Source organism: Streptomyces sp. TLI_053, assembly GCF_900105395.1.
In the GTDB taxonomy this organism is placed as follows: domain Bacteria; phylum Actinomycetota; class Actinomycetes; order Streptomycetales; family Streptomycetaceae; genus Kitasatospora.
Window position 1 is genome coordinate 9,376,743 of record NZ_LT629775.1, and the last position, 22,168, is coordinate 9,398,910.

A 22,168-nucleotide genomic window follows, 5' to 3' on the forward strand; every position below is an offset into this window, starting at 1 on the left:
ACGGGTGGGGGCCGGGCGGGTGGCCGACGGTGTCGTCGGCCACCCGCCCGGCGGTGTGGGTCAGTGGGACTGGTTGACGGCCTTGTCGTACGGCAGCGCGAGATAGGGGAAGGCGGTGCCGAAGGGCTTGTCGGCGCTGTTGACCTTGTCGCCGGCGGCGAGGGCGCCGATCAGGTGGCCCGGGGTGGCGCCCTCCATGACCTGGAGGGCGATGTCGACGACGTCGTCGGTGAGGCGGCGGCCGTTGGGGAAGCCCTGGAAGTCGCCGTTGAGGACGCCGAGCCGGTCGGGCTTCGCGCTGACCGGGGTGGACATGTTCAGCCGCAGCTCCTCGGCGGGGACGAAGCGCTTCGGGTCGATGTCCCGGTTCATCAGCTGGGAGTTGAGGTCGACGGCGAGGGGGCCGTTGGCGGCCTTGGCGATCCCGGTCAGGAAGATCTCCTGGAGGTCGGTGCGCGGGGTGGCCGGGGCCGGGAGGCCGTAGATCGCCTGGACCAGCTGCGGCACCTCGGGGTTCAGCACCTTGGCGACCACGGCGGGCTGGTTGTGGTCCTCGGACGGCGGCAGGGAGTTGAAGGCGTCCTTCAGTCCGGCGGGCAGGACGACCTCGTTGACGAGCGGGTTGCCGAGACGGGAGACCTGGACGAACTTGCCGGTCGGCGCGGCCTTGCCGGGGCTGAGCCCGAGGGTCTGCTTCTCGGTGCTGGACCACACCCCGATCACGGGGTTGCGGCGGGCGTCGCCCTTGTAGGCGAGCCGGCTCTTGGGCACCTGGATGGACAGGGAGTTGACGTTGTACCCGGCCAGGGTGTTCTGGCCGACCTCGGAGAGGTTCGCCCCGTACAGGAGGTCGAAGACCCGCAGGTCGAGGAAGAACGGGTCCGCCGCCTGGGTGGCCACCGTCTGTCCTCCCCCGGGCAGTTGGACGGTCGCCTGCTGCCGCAGCTGCCCGTACTTCGGCATCGAGGCGCGGCCGGTGTCGGACGGCGCCGCGGTGCCGTGCTCGACCAGGGTCACCGGGTCGCAGTCGGGGCGCAGCTCCTGGAGCGTGTAGTACTGGCGGAACAGCAGGGTGGGGTCGGTGAGGTTGTTCACGACACCGTTGTTGTAGAGGAAGGTGTTGGTGCCGCGCCGGTCCTCGGTGTGGAAGGTCCAGCGGTAGGTGAGGTCGGGCTTGCCGGTGCCCTGGGAGTCGATGTTGATGTCGTAGTGCGCGCCGTCGGCCCAGGGGTAGAAGTTCGGCCCTCCGTTGGGCTCCTGGAACGGCAGCCAGTTGGCGACCAGGGTGACCGTGTCCTGGTTGTCGGGACTGGTGAAGGCGTAGAGATCGGTGTTGTCCACCTGCGGGTCGGCGGCGATGAGCGGCGCCTCGCGGTGGCTGGAGGCGGTGCTGACGCCGGCGCCGGACCCGAGGATCGCGGTACTGGCGAGCGCGAGGCTCATGGTGGTGAGGATCGCCGCGGTGCGGGCGGTGGAGCGTCTGGTGGCAGGGCGGATCGTGACGTTCATGCGGGTGGGGTGCTCGTTCCTGTGAAGGGGACGGTGGCCGCTCCGGGCCGGATGCGGCGGCGGAGCGGGGGATCCGGCCGGGCAGCCGCACTCGGCACTGTGGACCGGATCCCGTCGGGGCTTCGTCAGTGGTGCGGGCGCGGTTCGGTCGCCTCACCCCGATGGGTCAGCGATGTCACTCGCCCAGGCGAAAAACCCACTGATGCAAGGCAGTTGATGCATAGAGGCAGTATTTGCGAATGAATTGCAACAAGGGTCCGTAGTGCGGGATTCGCCGAGGGGGGAGGAGCTCGGCCACCGGGTCTGGGGAGCCCGCGCCGCCGAAGTGCGCGGGGAGGATCGAATGTTCGACCTGTGGGAACCGGTGTCCGGGCGCGATGCTCCGTGCGGGTGGTCCTGCGGACAGTCCGGGACGGTGACCGCTCCGAGGGCCGGGCAGCCCCGAACGTGATGTGGGCCCTCGCGGCCCCTTCCCTCTTCCTGCCGGGCCGGGCCTCGTCACGGCAGCCGGCCCCTTCCCCCCGGAGGCCCAGTGTGGCGGTCCCACGATCTCTCGCCCGGACAGGTGCGGCGGTGTCAGGTGCGTTGTGCCTGCTCGTCCTCGTTGCACCCGCCGCCGACGCCCACCCGCTCGGGAACTTCTCCCTCAACCACTACCTGGGCTTCACCGTTCACCCCGACGGCATCGAGCTCCTGGTCGTCACCGACGCCGCCGAGATTCCCACCCTCCAGGAGCAGCCGAAGGTCGACCGCGACGGTGACGGCACCGTCGACGACGCCGAGCGCACCGCCTGGGCGTCCGAGCAGTGCGACCGGACCGCACGGGAGATCCGGGCGACGACCGACCTTGCGACCGAAGCACTGATCTGGCGGACGGACTCCGCGCGGTTCCAGTACGAGGACGGCTCCGCGGGCTTGCGCACCAGCCGCCTGGAGTGCGTGCTGCGGGCCGAACTGCACCTCCCGGCCGACGGCACCACCGTGCGGGTCGACGGAGGGAGCGACCCGAGCCGGGTCGGCTGGAACGAGATCACCGTCCGGGGCGACGGGGCGACGGTCCGGTCGGCCGACGTGCCGGGCCGATCGGTCTCCAACGAGCTGCGGGACTATCCCCGCGACCTGCTCGACAGCCCCAGCGGCGTCACCCGCGCGCAGTTCCGGGTGGGCCCCGGCGGCACGGCGGCACCCGCCCAGGGGGCGGCCGAGCGGGCGGCGGGCTCCGGGCCGACGGCCTGGCTGAGCGGTCTCGACGCCCGCCTCACCGAGCTCGGCGCCGCCCGGCGGCTGACCCTTCCCCTCGGCCTGCTGGCCGTCCTGCTGTCGGTCGTCCTGGGCGCGGGGCACGCCCTGCTGCCCGGACACGGCAAGACCGTGATGGCCGCCTACCTCGCGGGCCGCCGCGGCCGTACCCGCGACGCCGTCACCGTCGGCGCGACCGTCACGGCCACCCACACCGCCGGCGTGCTCGTCGTCGGCCTGTGCCTGACGGCGTTCTCCTCGCTCGCCGGCGACGTGCTGCTCGGCTGGCTGGGGGTGGGGAGCGGCGTCCTGGTCGCCTTCGTCGGGGCGGGCCTGCTGCGCGACGCGCTCCGGCGCCCGGGCGGTGGGCGGGCGCCGGAGCATCACCGGCACCCGCATGCGGAGGCGGACAGTGAACCCCTCAGGGAACTCGCGCACGTGTCCGCGTCCCCCGCGCCGGTCGGGCGCCACGGGCAGCCGCACGGCCACGGCCACGGTCACGGCCACGGTCACGGCCACGACCACGACCACAGCCACGGTCACGAGTACAGCCATGTCCACGGCCACGACCACGCCGCGCATTCGCACCACGAGCACGACCTGCACGGCCACTCGCACCACCATGGTCACTCGCACGACGACGACCAACCGCACCACCACGGCCACCGACACGGCTTGTTCGGCGGCGGCCACCATCACCACCACGGTCCCGCGGCACCCGGCCGGCGAAGCCTCGTCGGCCTCGGCATCGCCGGCGGCCTGGTCCCCAGCCCGTCCGCCCTGGTGGTCCTGCTGGGTGCCGTCGCCCTCGGCCGGACCCTCTTCGGCGCGGCCCTGGTACTCGCCTACGGCCTGGGCATGGCCGCCACCCTGACCGCCGTCGGCCTGCTGCTGGTCCGCCTCGGCGACCGGATCACGGGCGTGGCGGACGGCCCCGTCGTCGGCCGGCTCCGCCGCATCGCCCCGTACAGTGCCCTGCTGACCGCGCTGCTCATCCTGACCGTGGGGGTGGGGCTGGTCGTCCGCAGCTTCCCCTCGACCCTGTGAACGCCCGTCCCCGCCGGAGGCCGAACACCGTGACCACCCGCCGCGCGCACCTGCTGTGCCTGGTCCTCCTCGCCGTCGTGCCGCTGACGGCCTGCGGAGGCGAGCCGGACGGAAGCTTCGACGCCCAGCCGGGCACACCGTCCCCGTCCTGCCTCCAGCACCAGAGCCGGGAGCCCGGCACCGACTACACGGGAAGGGAGAGCTCCGACCCACGGGCGGTGCTGGAGATGATGCGCTTCTACACGGCCAACGGGACCACGGCGTACTGCGACGGCAAGCCGCCGACCGACACCGACCGCCGCTGGACCCAGCTGTATGCCGAGCTCGGCGGCGACAGCAGCCGTGTTTCGCCGCCGAAGTAGGACCTGACACGCCGCCGCCCCGCACGTCGACCCCGTCGCGCGCCCGCAGCACCACGAGGCGCTCCGCACGGGGGCCGATCGGTGCTGCGGAAGGACACGTGGGGGCGGGACCTGGATCCCGCCCCCGCACTCGCGCACCGTTCCACAGCGTCGGCCGCCCACCCGTCGAAGATCGCCCCAGCATTGCGGCAGAGGGCGCCGACGTGCCACTCTGGCACGCGCTCGTCGGGACGAGTGGCTGGTCAACGGGGTGGAATGCATGGAACTGCGGGACATCGAGATCTTCCTGACGCTGGCCGAGGAACTGCACTTCGGGCGGACAGCCCAACGGCTGTACGTGTCGACCGCACGGGTCAGCCAGGCGATCAAGCAGCAGGAGCGCAGCATCGGCGCGGAGCTGTTCCGGCGTGACAGCCGCAACGTGCGGCTGACGCCCGCCGGGGAGCAGCTGCGGAAGGACCTGGTTCCGATCCACCGGGGCCTCAAGGAGAGTGTCGAGCGGGCCCGGCTGGCCGCCCAGGGCAAGACCGACCTGTTGCGGATCGGCATGATCCCCGCCAATGCCCACGAGCTGCGCCCGTACTGGGAGACCTTCCGCACCCGCCACCCCCAGTGGGGGCTCAAGTTGCGGCACGCGCCCTTCGTCGAGCCCTTTGCCGGGCTGCGCCGGGGGGACGTCGACATCCTGGTCTCCTGGCTGCCCGTCCTGGAACCCGACCTGGTCACAGGCCCGAGGATGTTCGCGGAGACCAGGGTGCTCGCGGTGTCCCTCGACCACGAGCTGGCCGGGCGCTCCTCGGTGAGTGTGGAGATGCTCGGCGACTTCCGCACCCCGTTCGGCGAGGACCTCCCCGACTACTGGGCCGACAGCTACACGCCGCCGCACACCCCCAAGGGCCGGGTGATCGAGCGGGGACCGGCGGTCGACACCATCGACGACATCTTCACTCTCGTCAGCGTCGGCGAGGTCGTGAACACCTTCCCGGTCCATGTGAGCCGCTACTGGGCCCGCCCGGACATCGAGTGGCTGCCCATCCACGACATGGGCGCACTGGACTACGGATTGGTGTGGCGCGGCGAATCGGAGAACGAACTCGTCCGGGCCTTCGCGCAGGTCGTCCGCGACCTCGGCACGCTCTGAGGCCGACGGGACGCCGCTCCGACGGCGCGGCGATCAGGCGAACAGCTCGACGAGCACTCGTCCGGTCCAGTCGCGGACGCAGGTGAGCGGCGGGGTGTCGACGGTGGAGCCGGAGTCGATGAAGTACTCCTGGCCGTCCGCGACGATGACAGCGTGGTCCAGCTCGTCGTCGGTGAGCTCGGTGAAGCCGAAACCGAGGCCCAGGCCGAGACCGGAGCCGGCGCCCCGGCCGGGGCCGAGGCCGAAACCCGGACCGAAGCCGAAGCCGAAACCGAAGCCGTATCCCATGGCCACGCCCATGGTGGGGCCGGACCCGGAGCCGTCCAGTGCGGCCCGGCACACCGTGCGGCGGTCCGGGGCCTCCTCGACCCGTCCGGTGGCGGTGAAGTACACCACCCGCGCGGCCTCGTCGACGCGCAGGATCCGCCGCACGTCCCACGGCCCGGAGGTTACCTGCCCGAGCGGCGCGCCGGTGTGCAGGTCGTACCGGTACAGGTGGCCCCGGCCGTCCCGCCGCGAGTACCAGAGCACCTCGTCGGTCAGTACCCGTACGACGGGCGGCTCGTGCGGCTGCGGGTTGGGCGGGTCGACCCGGGTGTCGCCGGTCTCGCCGGTCTCTTCGCCGGGATCGACGGTCTCGCTGAGCACGGTGGTGACCTCGCCGGTGGCCGGGTCCAGCCGGTGCAAGGAGAGAGTCCGTGGGTCGCGGGCGTGGGCGAGGTAGTACACCGCCGAGCCGTCCTCGGCCCACCACGCCCACTCGGTGGTGATCGGCGGCAGCTGCGGCTCGGCCTGCGCGCGGACCGCTGCGCCGGTGCGGACGTCCAGGACGAGGAGTTCGGCCCGGGGTTCGGTCCCGCCCCCCGCGCAGGCGTGCCCTCTGGCGTGAACGGCGGGCGCACCGTCGTCGCCGGGCCGTGCCTCCACCGGGTGGGCCTGCCGGACGCCGCACCGGTCGATCCGGTGCGTCAGCACCCGCGTCGAGTCGGGAGACCAGGCCACCGCGGGCGGCAGACCCGGCAGGCCGACCCGGTGCGGCAGGGTGGCGTCGGCGGTGCCGGCCGGGTCGGTGCCGTACTGGTACTCCGGCCCGCCGTCGGTGGTCAGCGCCCACTCGCGGCCGTCGGGCACCGAGCGTGCCCACAGGTCGTGTCCTCGCCGGGCCACCGTGACCTTCCCGTCGGGGGACAGCGCCTCCAGCGGGTCGCCCGGCGGTGTGAACTCGGCGGGCTCGCAGGTGTAGTCGTCGAGGCGGCAGCGCCAGTACCCACCGACGGCGGCGAACTCCACGGCGTTCCCGTTCGGTCTGACGGCCGTGAGCGGCAGCGCCTCGGGGCTGATCGGCCGCGCGGAGGCGGTGGCCAGTGCGGCGGCGAGCCGGGCGTGGTCGAAGGCCGGCTCGCACGTGCCCGCGGCCGGGTCGACCAGGACGAACCGGCGGCCGTGGTCGTGGCGGTCGCGGTCGCGGTCGCGGTCGCCGTCCAGCGCGTACCAGAACCGTGAGCCGCCGTCGATCCACAGCGGCCGGACCTGGTCGTGGACGACGGGTTCGCCGGGGGTGCCGGACTTCTGCACGGTGCTCTCCTGTGGTTTAAGATTTCTTCAATCAGAAACGCTACGTTGCCTTCGTGATATGAGCAACCATATGGTTCCTCATGATCGCATTAAGGTAGGCAAATGCGCGTTGATCGTTGCAGTGGGCCGGAATTCATTGCAACGACGAGAAGTCCGGCGTTGCATTGAACGAGAAGTAGGCGCTGGGTTCGGTCTCTCGGGGAACACGCAGGGGCGGCTATGCCGGGAAGCAGGCTCACTCAGCAGGAACGGCGGCTGATCGCACCGGGGCTGGCCGACGGCCTCGCGTACGCCGGGATCGCCAGGGGCCTCGACCGCCCGACCTCGATCGTCACCCGTGAGGTGATGCGCAACGGTGGCCCCACCGGCTACCGCGCCGACCGGGCCCACCGCGCCACCGAACGCCGGACCCGCCGCGCGGGCAGGACGGCGGTCACGAGGACGTCGGCGAGGGTCTCCTCGTACGCCCGGAGCGCTTCGAGGTCACGGCCGCAGGCGGGCGGGTGCGGCTGCGGCCCCCGGGGCGCGACCCTGCCCCTGGCGGTCGCCCTTCTCGACACCCAGGGCCTTGTCCGCCGGGAACGCGGCGAACGCCGCCGCGAGCGCTGAACCGTCGACGACGACGTCCGGTACCGGACGATGACGGCGGCCGCCGGCGGATCAGCGGCCGGCGGGTGGAATCCACTCCGTCAGCCGGACCACGACGCCGTTGGGATCGGTGAGCTCCAGCAGCAGTTCGCCCCACGGCTCGCGGCGCAGCGGGACGGTGAGGTTGGCGCCCGCCCGCCGAAGCCGCTCGTACTCGGCGGCGATGCCGGTCACGGCGAACGACACCAGCGCACCGACCGCCCGCGGCCCGGGCGGCAGTTCGAGGTCCCGCTGCCGTAACAGCACGTCCGGGGCGGCATCGTCCCGGACGAGGACCACGGACTCCTCGTCCGCCAGCACCTCCCGGTAGCCGAGGTGCGTCGTGAAGAACCGGCTGGAGGAACCCGGATCGGTGATGCTCAGCACCACCGTGGAAGCGACGACATTCATCGCGGTCTGTACCCCCCGACTGTGTGAACGGGCATGTCTGTACTGCTCCTTCGGCTGTCCGTGCTGCGAACGGACCAAGCATCCCGTCGTGCCGACGGCAGGAACAACGGCCGAAACCGCAACGATCGTTAACCCAGCGGTTGACGAACCCGCGACCGGGTACGGCCCGCGAGCAGCCGCGGCCCGGAGCGGCCCCCGGCCCGGACCTCCTCGCGGGACACCTCGCCGCGGCGGCCCGCCGGGAGGTCCTGGCGGCCGTTCGCGGGGTATCGACCGTGCGGAGCGGCCGCGTGCGGATCGGTCGGTCCGGGCCGAATAGCCGCCACGACGGAAAGGACTCGCTGACCGATGAGTGCCGACTTCACCAGCGCGGATGCGATCATCACCACCCCCGCGGGCGAGATCCTGCTCCAGCTGAGGGACGACCTGCCCGACATCCGCTGGCCGGCCCACTGGGTCGTGCCCGGGGGCCACGCGGAGGCCGGGGAGACACCGTACGAGACCGCCCGGAGGGAACTCCGCGAGGAGACCGGACTGGACGTCGAGGCCCTGTTGCCCTTCGACCCCGTCCGGGCGGAGGGGGACACCGGCACCGCCCGCTACTTCCACGCGATCGTGGACGTCGACCCCACCCGGCTCGTCCTCGGCGAAGGCCAGGAACTGCGCCTGGTGCCGATCCCCGAGGTGCAGGCCATGAAGGTCCCGCCGAGCCTCAAGGACTACGTCCGGCAGCTGGAGGGCCATCTCCGGGTCGGGAAGCCCTGGGTGTGGGCGCAGATCGACCGCATCCACACTCGGCTGGCCGACCGCTGCTCGGTCTCCGGCGGGTCCGCCGTCGAGAGTGGGCTCCGTCTGCTGGCGGACGCCTGCGCGCAGGCGAGCGCGCTGGTGGCCGACGATCCGGACCCGGTGCGGACGGGAGAGCTCCGGACCAGGCTGTGCGAGGCGATCGTGGCCGGCATGGTCGCGCTGCGCGCGACGACCCCGGACGCGGCCACGGTCCTGTCGGACCACCTCGTCGAACGGGAACCGTCCGGCGGCGATCGCCGATAGCGGCCCGGGCCCCGGGGAACACGCACCGGGCGTCCCGGGGCGCACCCACCCGGACCCAGGGCGGTGTTGCCGGTCCGTCGCCGTGTGCCGTTGCGAGGTGTTGCGGGGCGCGCAACGGTTCCCGGCCCGGAGAGGATGCTTGCGGCCCGGTGTTCCGGCCGGGAGGTCGGACCCGCGGCGCGTGGCTGGGCGGGTCCTCGATGTCGGAGGTCCGGATGCGGCGTTCGCTGCTGTCCATGAGATCGGCGCTGATCCTGCTGTCCGCGGTGCTCACCGGGATCGGCGCGGGGGTGCTGATGCGGCTCGCCGGGTCGCACGCCGCCGAGTGCGTCCTGTACGGGGCGGGGGCGTTCGGTCTCGCGGTGCCGTTCCTCGATCGTCTGGTCGCCGTCGAGGCCGAGGAACTTCCTGGAACACCGTCATGAACGGCCTCGGTGACGCAAGCATGGAGCAGCCGCCGGGGAGGGCGGCACGAGGTGGCCGGCCGCCGGGAGGCGGCCGGGCCGAAGGGGTGGGGATGAGCGGCCTTCAACCGCTGAGCGACAATCTGAACAGCGAGTGCCGGGCCCTGGCCCAGGCCCTGCGGGAGCTGTTCGCCGAGCTGGCGGTCTCGGTCCGCCGCTGCGCGGCACGGTGCTACGTGGATGCGGGCACGCTCTCCCGCTACCTGGCGGGCACCCGCGTCCCGCCGGCCGACTTCGTGGACGACTTCCTGCGCCACATCGAGGATGTCCGCGGGACCCGCGTCGAGCAGGCGGCACGGGAGCGCCTGCGGGTGCTGCGCATCGCGGCAGTGCGCACCAATGCCTCGATCGGCCAGGCCGTGCAGCAGCTGGAGGGGCAGCTGGAGGCCGCGGACCGGGAGGTCCGGCGCACCAGCGTCCGGGAGGAGGAGCTCGACCACGCCCTGGACGGCTGCCGCCACGCGATCGACGACCTGGACGAGCGGTTGACGGAGCTGGAGCAGCCGAGCGGGTCCGTCCGCCGGCCGGAGCCGCTCGACGCGGACCGCGAGGCGATCCTGGAGGAGCGCAACGTGCTCGCCCTCCACGTTGCCCGGCTCAGCACGGAGCTGGAGCGGACACGCCGGCGAGCGGCGTTCGCCGAGGCTCGCTGCGAGTTGCTGGAGCGCCAGCTGGAGGTGGTCGAGCGGCACCGGGGCGCCGTCCTGCCCGAGCCCGAACTCGTCCGCCTGGTCGACCCGTTGGAAGCCCCCGCGCTGGTCGCGGGCTTCCGGCCGAAGGTGCTCCTGGTCGATGACCAGCGCCCCAACCTCATGGCCCTCGAAGCCGTGCTCGACACCCACGGTCATGAGGTGGTCTCCGTCGCCTCGGGTCGGGAGGCGCTCAAGGCGCTGCTGGAGTCCGACGACTTCGCGGTGATCATCCTCGATGTCCAGATGCCCGGGATGGACGGCTACGAGACCGCCGCCCACATCAAGCGCCGCGCCCGCACCCGCGACATCCCGATCATCTTCCTCACCGCCGTCGGCAACGACCCCGAGTACTCGATGCGGGGCTACGCCGCCGGCGCTGTCGACTTCATCGTCAAACCCTTCGACCCCTGGGCCCTGCGCGCCAAGGTCGCGGTGTTCGTGGAGATCTGCCTGGAGCGACGCGAGCACGCGCTCGGCCGCGACTGACCCCACCGGGCGACCCGGCTCCGCCCCGTGACCCAAGTCACAGTCGAGGTCTTCCTGTTCGCACCGGCTCCGCCCGGCGCTAGGGTGAAAGGGCATGGGGGAATCAACAGCCGACCGTCGTCGGTTCTGTCGCCCGGTCCGCCCCGGAGCCCGATTCCCGTCTTCCCGCCTTGTGAATTCCCTGTCTGTTCAGTCGTGTTCGTCCGACATGGGGGCCTCATGAGCCTGGAGAATGCACGCGAGTTTCCGAACGATCCGAACGATCCGAATGACGGGGCCGATCCGGCCTACCCCGTTGCCCACGAAGGCCCGAACGGCGTCGCAGAGCGATTCTGGGCGGAGCACCTCGCGGGTGCGCCCGCCCGGTCGGGCCTGCCGGGCCTCTTCGGGGCCGCGGGTGGACCGAGCGGCGCCGGTCGGCCGGGTGGCACGGCTGGAACGGCTGGAACGGCTGGGACGGGTGGGACGGGCGACACCGGGACAGTGCCGTTCGCCCTGTCCGCGCCGCTGCTGGACGGTATCGCCAAGCTGGCCGCCACCGAGGGCTGCCGCCCGTTCGACGTCCTGGTCACCCTGGTGCAGGTCCTGTTGCACCGCTGCCGCGCGCAGGACGACGTGGTGATCGCCGTGCCTCGCACCGGTGGCCGCGGCGGGACGCTCCCGCTGCGCGCCGTTCTCGCCCCCGGTGCCACCTTCCTCGATCAACTGCGTTCCACCGCCGACACCCTGAGGCAGGCGGAGCGGCACCAGGACGTGCCGCCGGTCCGGCTCCTGGCGCTGGCCGGGTTCTCCGGTGGTGCCGGGTCGCCGTCGCCCTGCCAGGTGCTGGTGGGCCGTCCGGGCGAGCCACGGTCGGAGGATGTCGGGGACGAGCTCCGCCACGACCTCGAACTGCACCTCGAGCCCGCCCCGGCCGGGGCGCTGCGCTACCGGCTCGACCGCCACGACCGGGAGACGGTCGTCGCGGCCGGACTGCGGCTCGGCCGGCTCGCCGAGGCGGCCCTCGCCGATCCCGGCCGCCCGGTCGGCCGGCTGGAGCTGCTGCCCGAGACCGAGCGCGCGCGACTGCTCGGCTTCAACGAGACCTCCGTCGACTACGGCGAGCCGCGCCGGCTGCACGAGTACATCCTCGACCGGGCCCGGCGCACCCCCACGGCGGTCGCGGTCGCCGACGCCGCAGAGGAGATCGACTACGCCGAACTCGTCGCCAGGGCAGGGGCCCTGGCGGAGCGGCTGCGCGCGAACGGGGTCGGGCCGGACGTGCCGGTGGCCGTCTGCGCCCAGCGGTCGGTCGCCCTGGTGGTGGCCCTGCTCGGCGTGCTGCTGGCGGACGGCGCCTACCTGCCGCTGGACTGCGAGCATCCGGCGGCGCGGATCCGCGGCATCCTGGACGAGGCCCGCCCGGCGGTGGTGCTCGCGGACGAGTCGTTCGCCCCGCTGTTCGCCGGTACCGGCTCCGTGCTGCTGCCGCTCGACGGGGGCGCCCCGCCCACCGACCCGCCCCCGCCCCCGACTCCGGCGCCCGCGCGCGAACCCTCGGACGCCGACCTGGCCTACATCATCTACACCTCCGGCTCGACCGGGCGCCCCAAGGGCGTGGCGATCCCGCACCGCGGCATCGTCAACCGGCTGCTCTGGATGCAGGACCGGTACCGGCTGACCCCGGACGACGTGGTGCTCCAGAAAACGCCGTACACCTTCGACGTGTCGGTCTGGGAGTTCTTCTGGCCGCTGCTGGCCGGCGCCCGGCTGGTGATGGCGCGGCCGGACGGGCACCGGGACCCGGCATACCTGGCCGAGGTGATGGCGGAACAGGGGGTCACCACCGCCCACTTCGTGCCGTCGATGCTGGCGGTCTTCGCGGAGGAACCGGGGGTCGCGCGGTGCACGGCGCTGCGCCGGGTGGTGTGCAGCGGTGAGGCGCTGACCTCGGCCGTCGTACGCCGCTTCCGGGAGCGCAGCCGGGCCGAGGTGCACAACCTGTACGGTCCGACCGAGGCGTCGGTCGACGTCACGCACTGGACCTGCCGCGACGACGACCCCGAGGGCGGGGTCCCGATCGGCGTGCCGATCGCCAACACCACGGCCCACGTCCTGGACGACGCGCGCGAGCCGGTGCCGATCGGCACGCCGGGCGAGCTGTACCTGGGGGGAGTGGGGCTGGCCCGGGGCTACGTCGGCCGACCGGACCTCACCGCCGAGCGGTTCGTGCCGGACCCCTTCGGCGCCGGGCCGGACGCGCGGCTGTACCGCACGGGTGACCTGGTGCGGTGGACGGCCGGTGGGCGGCTGGAGTTCCTCGGTCGCCTCGACCACCAGGTCAAGCTGCGTGGTCTGCGGATCGAGCCGGGCGAGATCGAGGCGGTGCTGTGCGGTCACCCGGCGGTGTCGGAGGCGGTGGTGCTGCTGCGCGAGGACCTGGGCGCGGTCCCGGTCCTGGTGGCCTACCTGGTGACCGCGGACGGGCAGGAGCCGGCCGGCCTGACGGCGCACCTGGCGGAGGCGCTGCCCCGCTACATGCTGCCGGGGCGCACGGTGGTGCTGGCGGCCATGCCGCTGACCCGGAACGGGAAGCTGGACCGGGCGGCACTGCCGAAGCCGCCGGCGCGGCGCCGGAGGTGACGCGGCGCAGGACGTGAAACAGGTCGGGCGGGTCGGTCCGGGAACACGATGTTCCCGGACCGACCCGCCCGATTGCTGTTTCTGCCGGTAGAGCGGTCCGCGGTGCCCGCCACCGCAGTGCCCGCCACGGCAGTGCCCGCCACCGCAGCGCCCGCTACCGCGACCGTGCGTACGACCGCCGCTCGGCGCGGTTCCCCGCGCGCCCGGCCGCCGCCCCGGCCAGGTGCCGTTCGACCTCCGCGGCCCGCGGGTGCGCGATGTCGGTCAGGATCGAGTGCGCCCCGCGCCAGGCCCGCACCGCCTGTTCGGGCCGGCCGAGCCGCGAGTACGAGGTTCCCAGCCCGTCCAGCACCACCGCCTCGGCGTAGCGGTCGCCGGCCCGTCGGTACAGCAGCAGGGCCTGGCGCCGGTAGCCGACGGCCTCGGCGTCGCGGTCCAGCAGTTGGTGGAGCTCGCCCAGCCCGGCCAGCGCCTGCGCCTGCCCGTGCTCGTCGTCGAGGCCCCGGAAGGCCGCCAGCGCGTCGCGGTCGTGCGCGACGGCCTCGTCGAACCGCTCCAGTGCCCGGTAGGAGCGGGCCAGGTTGACCAGGCAGGTGGCCGCGCCGAGCCGGTTGCCCAGCTCGGCGAAGATCACCCGGGCCTGCCGCCAGCACCGGACGGCCTCCTGGGGCCGGTCCAGCCGGTCGAGGGCGCTGCCCAGGCTGAGCAGCGCGGCGGCCTCGCCGTCCCGGTCCCGGTTGGCCCGGTGCAGTTCCAGGGCGCGCTCGTGGTGCCGGAGGGCCTCCTGGAACCGGCGGGTGAGCGCGTGGCAGTCGCCGAGCTCCGTGAGCACCCGGGCGGCGAGTGCCGGGTCCGCCTCCGGACTGACCGTGGCCTGGGTGGTGCGCAGCACCGCCAGCAGGCTCGACGCCGGGCCGCGGGTGTGCAGGTACCAGCTGAGCGAGAGCGCGAGCGCGGCGACCAGCGGTCCCAGGCCCTGTTCGGCCGCGCGGGCTAGCACCGCAGTGAGGTTGGCGCGCTCCGCGTCCAGCCAGGCCAGCGTCCGGTCGTGGTCCGGGAAGCGCAGGGCCGGCAGCACCGGCGGGGGCAGCGGCGGGGCGTAGCGGGGGCGGACCGCCGACGAGCGGGCGCGCAGCAGTTCGTCCGCCGCGCGGGCGGTGTGGCAGTACCACACCGTCAGCCGGTAGAGGGCCAGGCGGTCGGCGGCCCCGCCCTCCGCGAGTTCGGCGGCGAAGGCGTGCAGCAGGTCGTGCAGGCGGTACCGGGCCGGCGTGTCCTGGATCAACAGGTTCTCGTCGACCAGCAGTTCCAGCGTCTCGCGTGCGGCCGCGGGGTCGACGCCGGCCAGCGTGGCGATCGCCGGCGCGGTGTACTCGCGTCCCGGATGGACGGCCAGCAGCCGGAAGACCCGCCGGGCCTCCTCGGGCAGCCGACGGTAGGAGAGGTCGAGGCTGGCGCGCAGCGAGCGGCCGCCGGTGGTCAGGGCAGTGATGCCGCCGGGTCTCAGGTAGTCGACGAGGTCCGCGAGCCGCCAGGCCGGGCGGGCCCGCAGGCGTGCCGCGGCGAGCACCAGCGCCAGCGGCAGGTGCCCGCAGGCGTGGACGACCTGGGCCGCGGCTCCGGGGGAGTCGGCGACCCGCTCGGCACCGGCGACCGCGTCCAGGAGCCGCAGCGCCTCGGCGGGGGGCAGGGTGGTGAGCGGCAGGGAGCGGGCGCCGTCCAGTCCGGCCAGACTGCGCCGGCTGGTGATCAGCACCAGGCAGCCGGGGTCGGCCGGGATCAGCGGGCGGACCTGGTGCGCGTCGGCAGCGTCGTCGAGCAGCAGCAGTGCTTCGCGGCCGTGCAGACGGTCGCGGAACAGGGCGGCGCGCGCGTCGAGGCCCTCGGGCATCAGCGAGCGGTCCACACCGAGGGCGTGCAGCAGGCCCGCCAGGACGTCGGAGGGGTCGGCGGGTGGCCGGTCCGGATCGAAGCCGCGCAGGTTCACGTACAGCTGCAGGGTGCCGAACCGGCCGGCCCGGACCAGCTCGTGCGCCGCGTGCACGGCCAGCTGGGTCTTGCCCACCCCGGCCATGCCCTCGATCGAGGTGACCAGCACGGTGGCCGAGACCCCGGCCGGTCCGGCGGCCGGGGCCGCCAGCAGGGTCCGCAGCTCCTCCGCGCGTCCGCTGAAGAAGGGCAGGTCGGCCGGGAGTTGGCGGAGCACGGTGACCGGTTCCGCCGGGAGCCGGGGCGGCACGGTGTCCGGCCCGGCCGGCGCCGGGTGCTCTCGCCGGAGCTCGGCGCCGGTCCCGTCCGGCTCCGGGACGGGGCCCGCCGGCAGGCCGGCGCGGTCCGGCTCGGGCCCGGTCCGCCGGTTCCGGTCGGGCGGCGCCGTCCGCTCCGAACTGCTCTGCAGAGTCGATGAGTTGCCGCCGGAACGCAGGACCCGCTGGTGGGCGGCCGCGATCCGGGCGCCCGGTTCGATGCCGAGGTCGCGGGCGAGCGCGGTGCGCAGCCGCCGGTAGACGGCCAGTGCCTCGGCCCGGCGGCCGGCGACCGCGAGGGCCTCGATCAGCAGCGCGTGCACGCCTTCCTGGTGCGGCTCCTCCGCGGCGAGGCGGGTGAGCAGCAGCACGGATTCGGCCGCGCGGCCCAGTTCCAGACCGGCCCGGGCGGCCAACTCGGTGACCTCCACCCGGGACTGGGTCCAGCCCGGTGTTTCGTCCCGGTGCAGCCGGTCGCAGTTCACGTCGGCCAGGGGCGTGCCGCGCCACAGGCCCAGGGCCGCGGAGGCCGCCGTCCAGACGGCGGGCCAGTCGCTCGACCGCGCGGCGTCGCGGGCCGATTCGCAGTGCTCGCCGAAGAGCAGGGTGTCGAGTTCGGTCCGCGCCCCCACCTCGATCCGGTACCCGGGACCGGTGGTCACCACCCGGTCCGATCCTTCGCCCAACAGGCGCCGCAGGCGCAGCACATGGCTGCGCAGGGTGGCCGGCGCGGCGGGCGGCTCGTTGCTCCACACGATGTCGGTGAGCTCGTCGACGCTGACCGTCCGGTTGGGACGGCACAGGAGCGCCGCGAGCAGGACTCTCACCCGCGACGGCAGCGCGACGGTGGCGCTGTCGACACGGACTTCGACGGGGCCGAGCACCCCGAAAAAGACGCTGGTTTCTGTCATTTCTTCCCCCGAAAGGCCGGTGGCCGCTGGGAAATTGAACCTATGTGAACGGTCAGCGTCAAGGGTCGTTGATCCGTGTCGAAACCCCGGCCACGCGAATTCAACAGGTCTTGCACAGCCATTCCATCGGCCTTGCACAGCCCTGTCGGAGGCTCCTCCCGTGGCGATGGCCAGCGGGGCGGGACCGCTCGGCCGTCCCCACCCGTCCGACCAACCACGAAGCGACTCATGGAAGGGGTGTCCCCTTTGCTGGATTTGGAGTTGATAGCCGGGCGATTGCAGGCGATCGCGGACTTCATGCGCCGGGGAAAGGTGAACCGTCGCTGGGTGGGCTCGCTGCCGGAACAGGTGGCGGCCCTGGCCGGGGAGTGGGAACTCGACATCGGGGAGGTGGTCGGCGTCGACTTCTCGTCGGCCGTGACCTCCGTGCTGGTCTCCTGCACCGGGCCGATGGGCGAGGCCGAGCTGAAGCTCGCGCCGGACGCCTACGCCCTCGCCGAGGAAGTGGCGATGCTGCGGCAGTTCGCCCCCGGCGGCCGGGTGCCCGAGGTGCACGGGAGCAGCCGGGGCGCGGCGCTGCTGGAGGCGGTCCGGCCCGGCACTCCGGTCGAGGACCTGCCGCGGCCGCCGTCCCCCGCCGACTACGCGCGGTTCCTGGACGACCTGCACACGGTCGGCGACCCGGCGAGCGCGCCCCGGCAGGCCGCCGACTGGCTCGGCATGATGCTCGGCTGGGCCGAGCAGGGCGGTGCCGAGCTGGCGGAGGCGAGGCGGATCGCCGACCGGCTGCTGGCCACCGAACCCGAACGGGTGCTTCTCCACGGTGATCTGCACCTGGGCAATGTGCTCACCTCGGACCGCCGGGGCCTGGTGGCCCGGAGTCCGATCGCCTGCGTCGGCGAACGGTGCTTCGACGCGGCCGACTACGTGCTGGAGGGCGCGGACCTCGCGGACATGGTGGACCGCCGCGACGGCCTGGCGGCGGCCGCCGGACTCGACGCCGAGCGGCTGGACGGCTGGGCCAGGGTGCTGGCCCCGCTCGGGGCGGCGCGCGCACCGCAGCCGGAGCGGGTCGCCACGCTCCTCGCGTACGGACGGGGTGAGTACTGAGGTGCCCGGGTCCGTGGACAACACCACCGGCCTGCTCGGCCGGCTGATCCCCGCCGACGCGCTGCGCCGGCGACTGCTCGCGATCCGGTTCGCCGAGGCGACCGGCAAGGGCGTCTTCCTCTCCGGCAGCATCGTCTACTTCACCCTGCACGTCGGGCTGACCGCCGCCGAGGTGGGCATCGGTCTGTCGCTGGCGGGCTTCGCCGGACTGCTCTCCTCGGTGCTCTTCGGCATGATCGCCGACCGGATGCGCAAACGCACGCTGCTGTTCCTGCTGTTCGCGGCCGTCGCGGCCGGCTTCGGGCTGTACTCCGCGGTGGACGACGCGGTCCAGTTCTACGTCCTGGTGACCCTGGTCGGCTTCCTGGACTACGGGATCGGACCGACCGAGAACGCGCTGCTGGCCACCGTGATCCCGGAGGGCGAGCGGGTCCGGCTCAACGCGACCATGCGTACGGTGTTCAACGTCGGCTTCAGCGCGGGCATCGGCATCGCCGCCGCGGCCGCGCTGAGCACCCGGCTGCTGGTGCTGATCCCCGCGGTCGCGGCGGTGCTGCTCGGTCTCGCGGCGCTGCTGGTGACCCGCCTGCCGGAGGGGCCGCCCGGTGACCCGGAACAGCGGCCCCGGCCCTTCGGCGCCGTGCGCGACCTGCGATTCCTCGGCGTGGTCGGACTGTCGACCGTGCTCGCCTCGCACATCAGCCTGCTCATGGTGGTGCTGCCGCTGTGGGCCCTGGAGCGCGCCGCCGTCCGGCCGTTCCTGGTGCCGCTGCTCCTGGTGGTCAACACCGTCTTCGTCATCCTCTTCCAGGTGCGGGCGAGCAAGGGCGCCGAGACGGTCGCGGGCGCCGCGGCGACGGCCCGCCGGGCCGGGCTGTGGATCGCGGCGGGCTGCGCCGCCGCCTCGGTCACCGCCCTGTGGCACCAGACCGCGGCGGCCACCGCGGCGATCGTCGTGACCGCCCTGATGCTGTCCGTGGCCGAGGTCATGCAGTCCGCCTCGGCCTGGGGCCTCGCCTTCGGGCTGGCACCCAAGCACGCCGAGGGCGAGTACCTCGGCGCGTTCGACCTGCACGTGGCGACCCAGAACATCGCCGGGCCGGCGCTCTTCTCCGGCCTGGTCATCTCGGCAGGCTTCTGGGGCTGGATCGCGATCGCCGGGCTGATGCTCGCCGCGGCCGCGCTGATCGGGCCCGCCGCGCGGCGCAGCGCCGACGCGAGGGCGGGCAGCGCCCGCCCGGAGGCCGTCATGGACACCGGAGGGGCGGTATGACCGACAGCGGCAGGGCATCGTTCACGCGGGAGCGCAGCGGCAGGGCATCGTTCACGCAGGAGCGCTTCTACTTCCTCAACGAGCTGCAACCGGGCAACCCCGCCTACGTGGTGGCGTTCGCGCTGCGCATGACCGGTGCGCTGGACCACGACCGGCTGGCCGCGGCGGTCCGCGCGGTCACTGCCCGGCACGCGGTGCTGCGCACCGGGTTCGCCGTGCGGGACGGCGAGTTGACTCAGCTGGTGCACGACACGGCGGAGCCCGACGTCACCGCCGTCACCCACCCGCCGGCCGACCGGCCGGCCCAGGACCGCCACCTGCGCGACCTGGTGGCCGCCGAGGCCGCCGTGCCGTTCGCGCTGGCCGACGGCCGGGTGCTGCGGGCCCGGATCGTCTCCTGGGGGACCGGCCGGCACGCGCTGGTGGTGCTGGTGCACCACATCGCCTGCGACGGATGGGCGGTCGGACTGCTGCTCGACGACATCGCGGCGCAGTACAACGGCCGGTCGGCGCCCGCGCCGGGCGCCTCCTACCTGGACTACGCCGAGGCCCAGCGCACGCTGTGGGAGAAGCACACCAGGCGTCTGGAGCACTGGCGCGAACTGCTCGCAGGCGCTCCGAAGCTCGCCCTGCACACCGACCGGCCCCGGCCCGGTGTGCTCACCCACCGCGGTGCGGTGCTGCGCCGTCCGGTCGATCCGGAGCTGGTCCAGCGGCTGACCGACTGGGCCAAGGAGCACGGGGTCACGCTGTTCGCGGTGGCGCTCGCCGCCTACGCCAGGGTGCTGTCCCGGCACGCCCGCCAGCCGGAGGTGGTGATCGGGGTCCCGGTCGCCAACCGGCTGGACGAGGCGGAGGAGCAGTTGGTCGGCTGCCTGGTCAACACGCTGCCGGTGCGGGTCGACCTGAGCGGCGAGCCCGGCTTCGCCGACCTGGTCACCCGGACCTGGCGGACGGCGCTGACCGCGCTCGGCGACCAGGACGTGCCGTTCGAGCGGATCGTCCAGGCGGTCGGCGAGGAGCGCCAGCTCAGCCACGCCCCGGTCTTCCAGACCATGCTGACGGTGCAGAACTTCACCTTCACCGTGCCGGACTTCACCGGGCTGACGGTGTCCGAGGTCGACGTCGAGATCGAGGCGGCCCGGTTCGACCTCGGACTGACTCTGGACGTCTCCACCCGCTCGCCGTTCCTGCGCGCCGACTTCAGCACCGAGCTGTTCGACGCGGCGACCGTCGAGGGGCTGGTGGCGCACTTCCACGCGCTGCTGGAGTCCCTGGTCGACGACCCGGACGGCGAGCCCGTGATGGTGGACGCCCGGGAGCACCGGCTGCTCGTCGAGGGCTGGAACCCGCCGGTCCAGCCGTCATCGGTCCGGCCGTCGCCGGTCCGGAGGTCGGTGGTCCGGCGGTCACCGGGCGACAGCCCGTCCGAGCGCCGCCCGTCCGAGTCCCCGTCCGAGCCCCACGCGTCCGAACACCGCCCGTCCGTGCTCCGGCTGTTCTGCGAGCACGCCGCCGCCGCGCCGCAGGACGTGGCGCTGGTGCACCGGGGACGGACGACCGACTACCGGGAACTCGACGAGTGGTCCGGCCGGATCGCCGCCGCGCTGCGCCGGGCCGGCGTGCGCACCGGGACCCGGGTCGGACTGCTGCTCGGCCGCTCCCCGGCGATGCTCGCGGCGATCCTCGGCACGTGGAAGGCCGGCGGCGCCTACGTGCCGCTCGACCCCGCGCACCCGCGCCGCCGTCTGGAACACATCCTGGACAGCTCCGGACCGGCCGTCGTCCTGATGGAGGAGGAGACCGCCGACCTCGCCCGGCAGCTCACGGAGGGCCGCGACACGGTCCGGCTGGACGCCCACCGCGCGGACGGCGCCGACCTTGCCGACCGCGCCGACGGTGCGCCGGAGCACGCTGTCCGGTGGCCCGAACCCTCGGACGTCGCGTACGTGATGTACACCTCCGGATCCACCGGGGTGCCCAAGGGCGTGATGGTCCGCCACCGCGGCCTGGACGCCCTGTTCGGCCCGCGCCCGTGCGGCCTGGACACCGACGGCGGCGACAGCTGGCTGGCCGCCCACAACTTCTCCTTCGACGTGTCGGTCCTGGAGATCCTCGGCGCCCTGACCACCGGCAGCCGACTGGTCATCGCCGACCAGGAGGACGTGCTCGACCCCGAGCGGCTGGCCCGGCTGATCCACGCGCAACGCGTCACGGTGGTCAACCTCACGCCCAGCCTGCTCTACCGGGTACTGCCGCCGTTCTTCGACACCCTGGACGGCGACGGCTCCCCGGACGGCGGCCGCTCCCCGGTCCGCTACGTGGTCCTGGTCGGCGAGGCGCTGAGCTGGTCCCGGCTGGCCGGACTGGTCGACCCGCGGCGGCTGCCCGCCGTCTTCGTCAACATGTACGGGGTCACCGAGGCCACCGTCGTCAACACCGTGATCGAGGTGCCCGCCGCCGAACTGGGCCGGGTGCGGGAGGGCAGCATCGGTGTGCCGCTGCCGGCGAACCGCTGCTACGTGCTCGACGAGAACCGCCGGCCCACCGGCGTCAACGTGCCCGGTGAGCTGTACCTCGCCGGCGAGCTGGTCGCCGCCGGCTACATCGGCGAGCCGGAGCTCACCGCCGCCCGGTTCGGCGAGGACCCGTACGCCCCCGGCGAGCTCTACCGGACCGGGGACATCGTCCGCTGGGCGCCCGACGGCCGGCTGGTGTACATCGGCCGCGAGGACACCCAGGTCAAGGTACGCGGCCACCGGGTCGAACTCGCGGACGTCGAGGCGGCGTTCCTGCGCCGCCCGGGCGTGCGCCAGTGCGTGGCCGTGGTCGAGGCCGAGGAACTGATCGCCTTCGTCTGCGCCGACCCCGGGGCGGGCGACGAGCGCGAACTGCGCTCCCTGGTCCGCGACGAACTGCCCGGCTACATGGTGCCGTCCCGGATCCTGCCGGTCGAGCGCGTCCCGCTCAACGCCAACGGCAAGGTCGACCGGCGGCGCCTGCTCGCCGAGCACGCCACCGCCGCCGCCACTCCGGCGCGCCGCACCGCCCCGCCGGCCACGGGCGACGGACCGGCGAACGGCGACTCGCTCACCGCGCGGATCCGCGCGATCTGGGCCGACGTGCTGCGCCGGCCCGACCTCGAACCGAACGACAACTTCTTCGACGTGGGCGGCAGCAGCTTCGCGCTGATCACCGTACGGGAGCGGATGGCGCAGACCGGGCTGGACCTCTCGGTCACCGACCTGTTCCGGCACGGCACGGTCGCCGCCTGCGCCGCGCACTTCCGGCAGGCGCGGACCGCCGTGCCCGCCGACGACCGGACCGCGCTGCGCAAGCACGGCCGCGACGAACTCGCCCGACGGCGCCGACTCACCAGGGGGCCCGAGCATGTCTGACC

General features: G+C 73.6%; 14 protein-coding genes and 1 pseudogene. 11 read left to right on the forward strand and 4 right to left on the reverse strand.

The features are described from left to right. Nucleotides 1-60: 60 nt before the first annotated feature. A complete protein-coding gene (locus BLU95_RS38940) occupies nt 61-1,509 on the reverse strand; it encodes a DUF4331 domain-containing protein (RefSeq protein WP_093864174.1) in 1,449 nt (482 codons plus the stop codon). 573 nt (nt 1,510-2,082) lie between these two features. Here BLU95_RS38940 and BLU95_RS38945 point away from each other — a divergent pair. The 3 genes from BLU95_RS38945 (at nt 2,083) to BLU95_RS38955 (ending at nt 5,298) form a co-directional block, all read left to right on the forward strand. Continuing rightward, nucleotides 2,083-3,795, forward strand: a complete 1,713-nt coding sequence (locus BLU95_RS38945) for a nickel/cobalt transporter (protein ID WP_093864175.1) — start codon at nt 2,083-2,085, stop codon at nt 3,793-3,795. Nucleotides 3,796-3,824: 29 nt separating this feature from the next. After that, on the forward strand, nt 3,825-4,157 hold the full coding sequence (locus BLU95_RS38950) for a hypothetical protein (RefSeq protein ID WP_093864176.1): 333 nt from the start codon (nt 3,825-3,827) through the stop codon (nt 4,155-4,157). Between the two features lie 259 nt (nt 4,158-4,416). Continuing rightward, nucleotides 4,417-5,298, forward strand: a complete 882-nt coding sequence (locus tag BLU95_RS38955) for a LysR family transcriptional regulator (protein WP_093864177.1) — start codon at nt 4,417-4,419, stop codon at nt 5,296-5,298. A 33-nt stretch (nt 5,299-5,331) separates the two neighbouring features. Here the strand turns inward: BLU95_RS38955 and BLU95_RS38960 are convergent, their stop codons facing one another. Then, entirely contained in the window at nt 5,332-6,873 is a 1,542-nt protein-coding gene (locus BLU95_RS38960) for a DPP IV N-terminal domain-containing protein (protein WP_093864178.1), read from the reverse strand. A gap of 219 nt (nt 6,874-7,092) precedes the next feature. Here BLU95_RS38960 and BLU95_RS38965 point away from each other — a divergent pair. After that, nucleotides 7,093-7,479, forward strand: a pseudogene (locus BLU95_RS38965) (helix-turn-helix domain-containing protein); the annotation flags it as partial. Between the two features lie 54 nt (nt 7,480-7,533). Here BLU95_RS38965 and BLU95_RS38970 read toward each other — a convergent pair. After that, nucleotides 7,534-7,911 (reverse strand): VOC family protein, encoded by a 378-nt coding sequence (locus BLU95_RS38970; RefSeq protein WP_093864180.1) that lies wholly within the window; start codon nt 7,909-7,911, stop codon nt 7,534-7,536. 348 nt (nt 7,912-8,259) lie between these two features. Here BLU95_RS38970 and BLU95_RS38975 point away from each other — a divergent pair, with 348 nt between their 5' ends. The 4 genes from BLU95_RS38975 (at nt 8,260) to BLU95_RS38990 (ending at nt 13,228) form a co-directional block, all read left to right on the forward strand. Further along, a complete protein-coding gene (locus BLU95_RS38975; RefSeq protein WP_093864181.1) occupies nt 8,260-8,964 on the forward strand; it encodes an NUDIX domain-containing protein in 705 nt (234 codons plus the stop codon). 236 nt (nt 8,965-9,200) lie between these two features. After that, complete coding sequence (locus BLU95_RS38980) at nt 9,201-9,389, forward strand: hypothetical protein (protein ID WP_159425205.1); 189 nt, start codon at nt 9,201-9,203, stop codon at nt 9,387-9,389. 92 nt (nt 9,390-9,481) lie between these two features. Beyond that, nucleotides 9,482-10,606 (forward strand): response regulator, encoded by a 1,125-nt coding sequence (locus BLU95_RS38985; RefSeq protein ID WP_093864182.1) that lies wholly within the window; start codon nt 9,482-9,484, stop codon nt 10,604-10,606. Nucleotides 10,607-11,089: 483 nt separating this feature from the next. Beyond that, nucleotides 11,090-13,228 (forward strand): non-ribosomal peptide synthetase, encoded by a 2,139-nt coding sequence (locus BLU95_RS38990; protein WP_093864183.1) that lies wholly within the window; start codon nt 11,090-11,092, stop codon nt 13,226-13,228. Nucleotides 13,229-13,382: 154 nt separating this feature from the next. On the opposite strand, the gene BLU95_RS38995 is transcribed toward BLU95_RS38990, so the two are convergent. Continuing rightward, a complete protein-coding gene (locus BLU95_RS38995) occupies nt 13,383-16,385 on the reverse strand; it encodes an AfsR/SARP family transcriptional regulator (RefSeq protein ID WP_093864184.1) in 3,003 nt (1,000 codons plus the stop codon). Between the two features lie 327 nt (nt 16,386-16,712). Here BLU95_RS38995 and BLU95_RS39000 point away from each other — a divergent pair, with 327 nt between their 5' ends. The 3 genes from BLU95_RS39000 to BLU95_RS39010 are packed head-to-tail and all read left to right on the forward strand — an operon-like array spanning nt 16,713 to nt 22,166. Beyond that, the gene (locus BLU95_RS39000; protein ID WP_159425206.1) at nt 16,713-17,495 is read left to right on the forward strand and encodes an aminoglycoside phosphotransferase family protein; all 783 of its coding nucleotides are present in this window, start codon (nt 16,713-16,715) and stop codon (nt 17,493-17,495) included. A gap of 13 nt (nt 17,496-17,508) precedes the next feature. After that, entirely contained in the window at nt 17,509-18,768 is a 1,260-nt protein-coding gene (locus BLU95_RS39005) for an MFS transporter (RefSeq protein WP_159425207.1), read from the forward strand. Beyond that, nucleotides 18,765-22,166, forward strand: a complete 3,402-nt coding sequence (locus BLU95_RS39010) for a non-ribosomal peptide synthetase (RefSeq protein ID WP_093864187.1) — start codon at nt 18,765-18,767, stop codon at nt 22,164-22,166. The genes BLU95_RS39005 and BLU95_RS39010 overlap by 4 nt, the downstream gene beginning before the upstream one ends. The last annotated feature ends 2 nt before the right edge of the window (nt 22,167-22,168 follow it).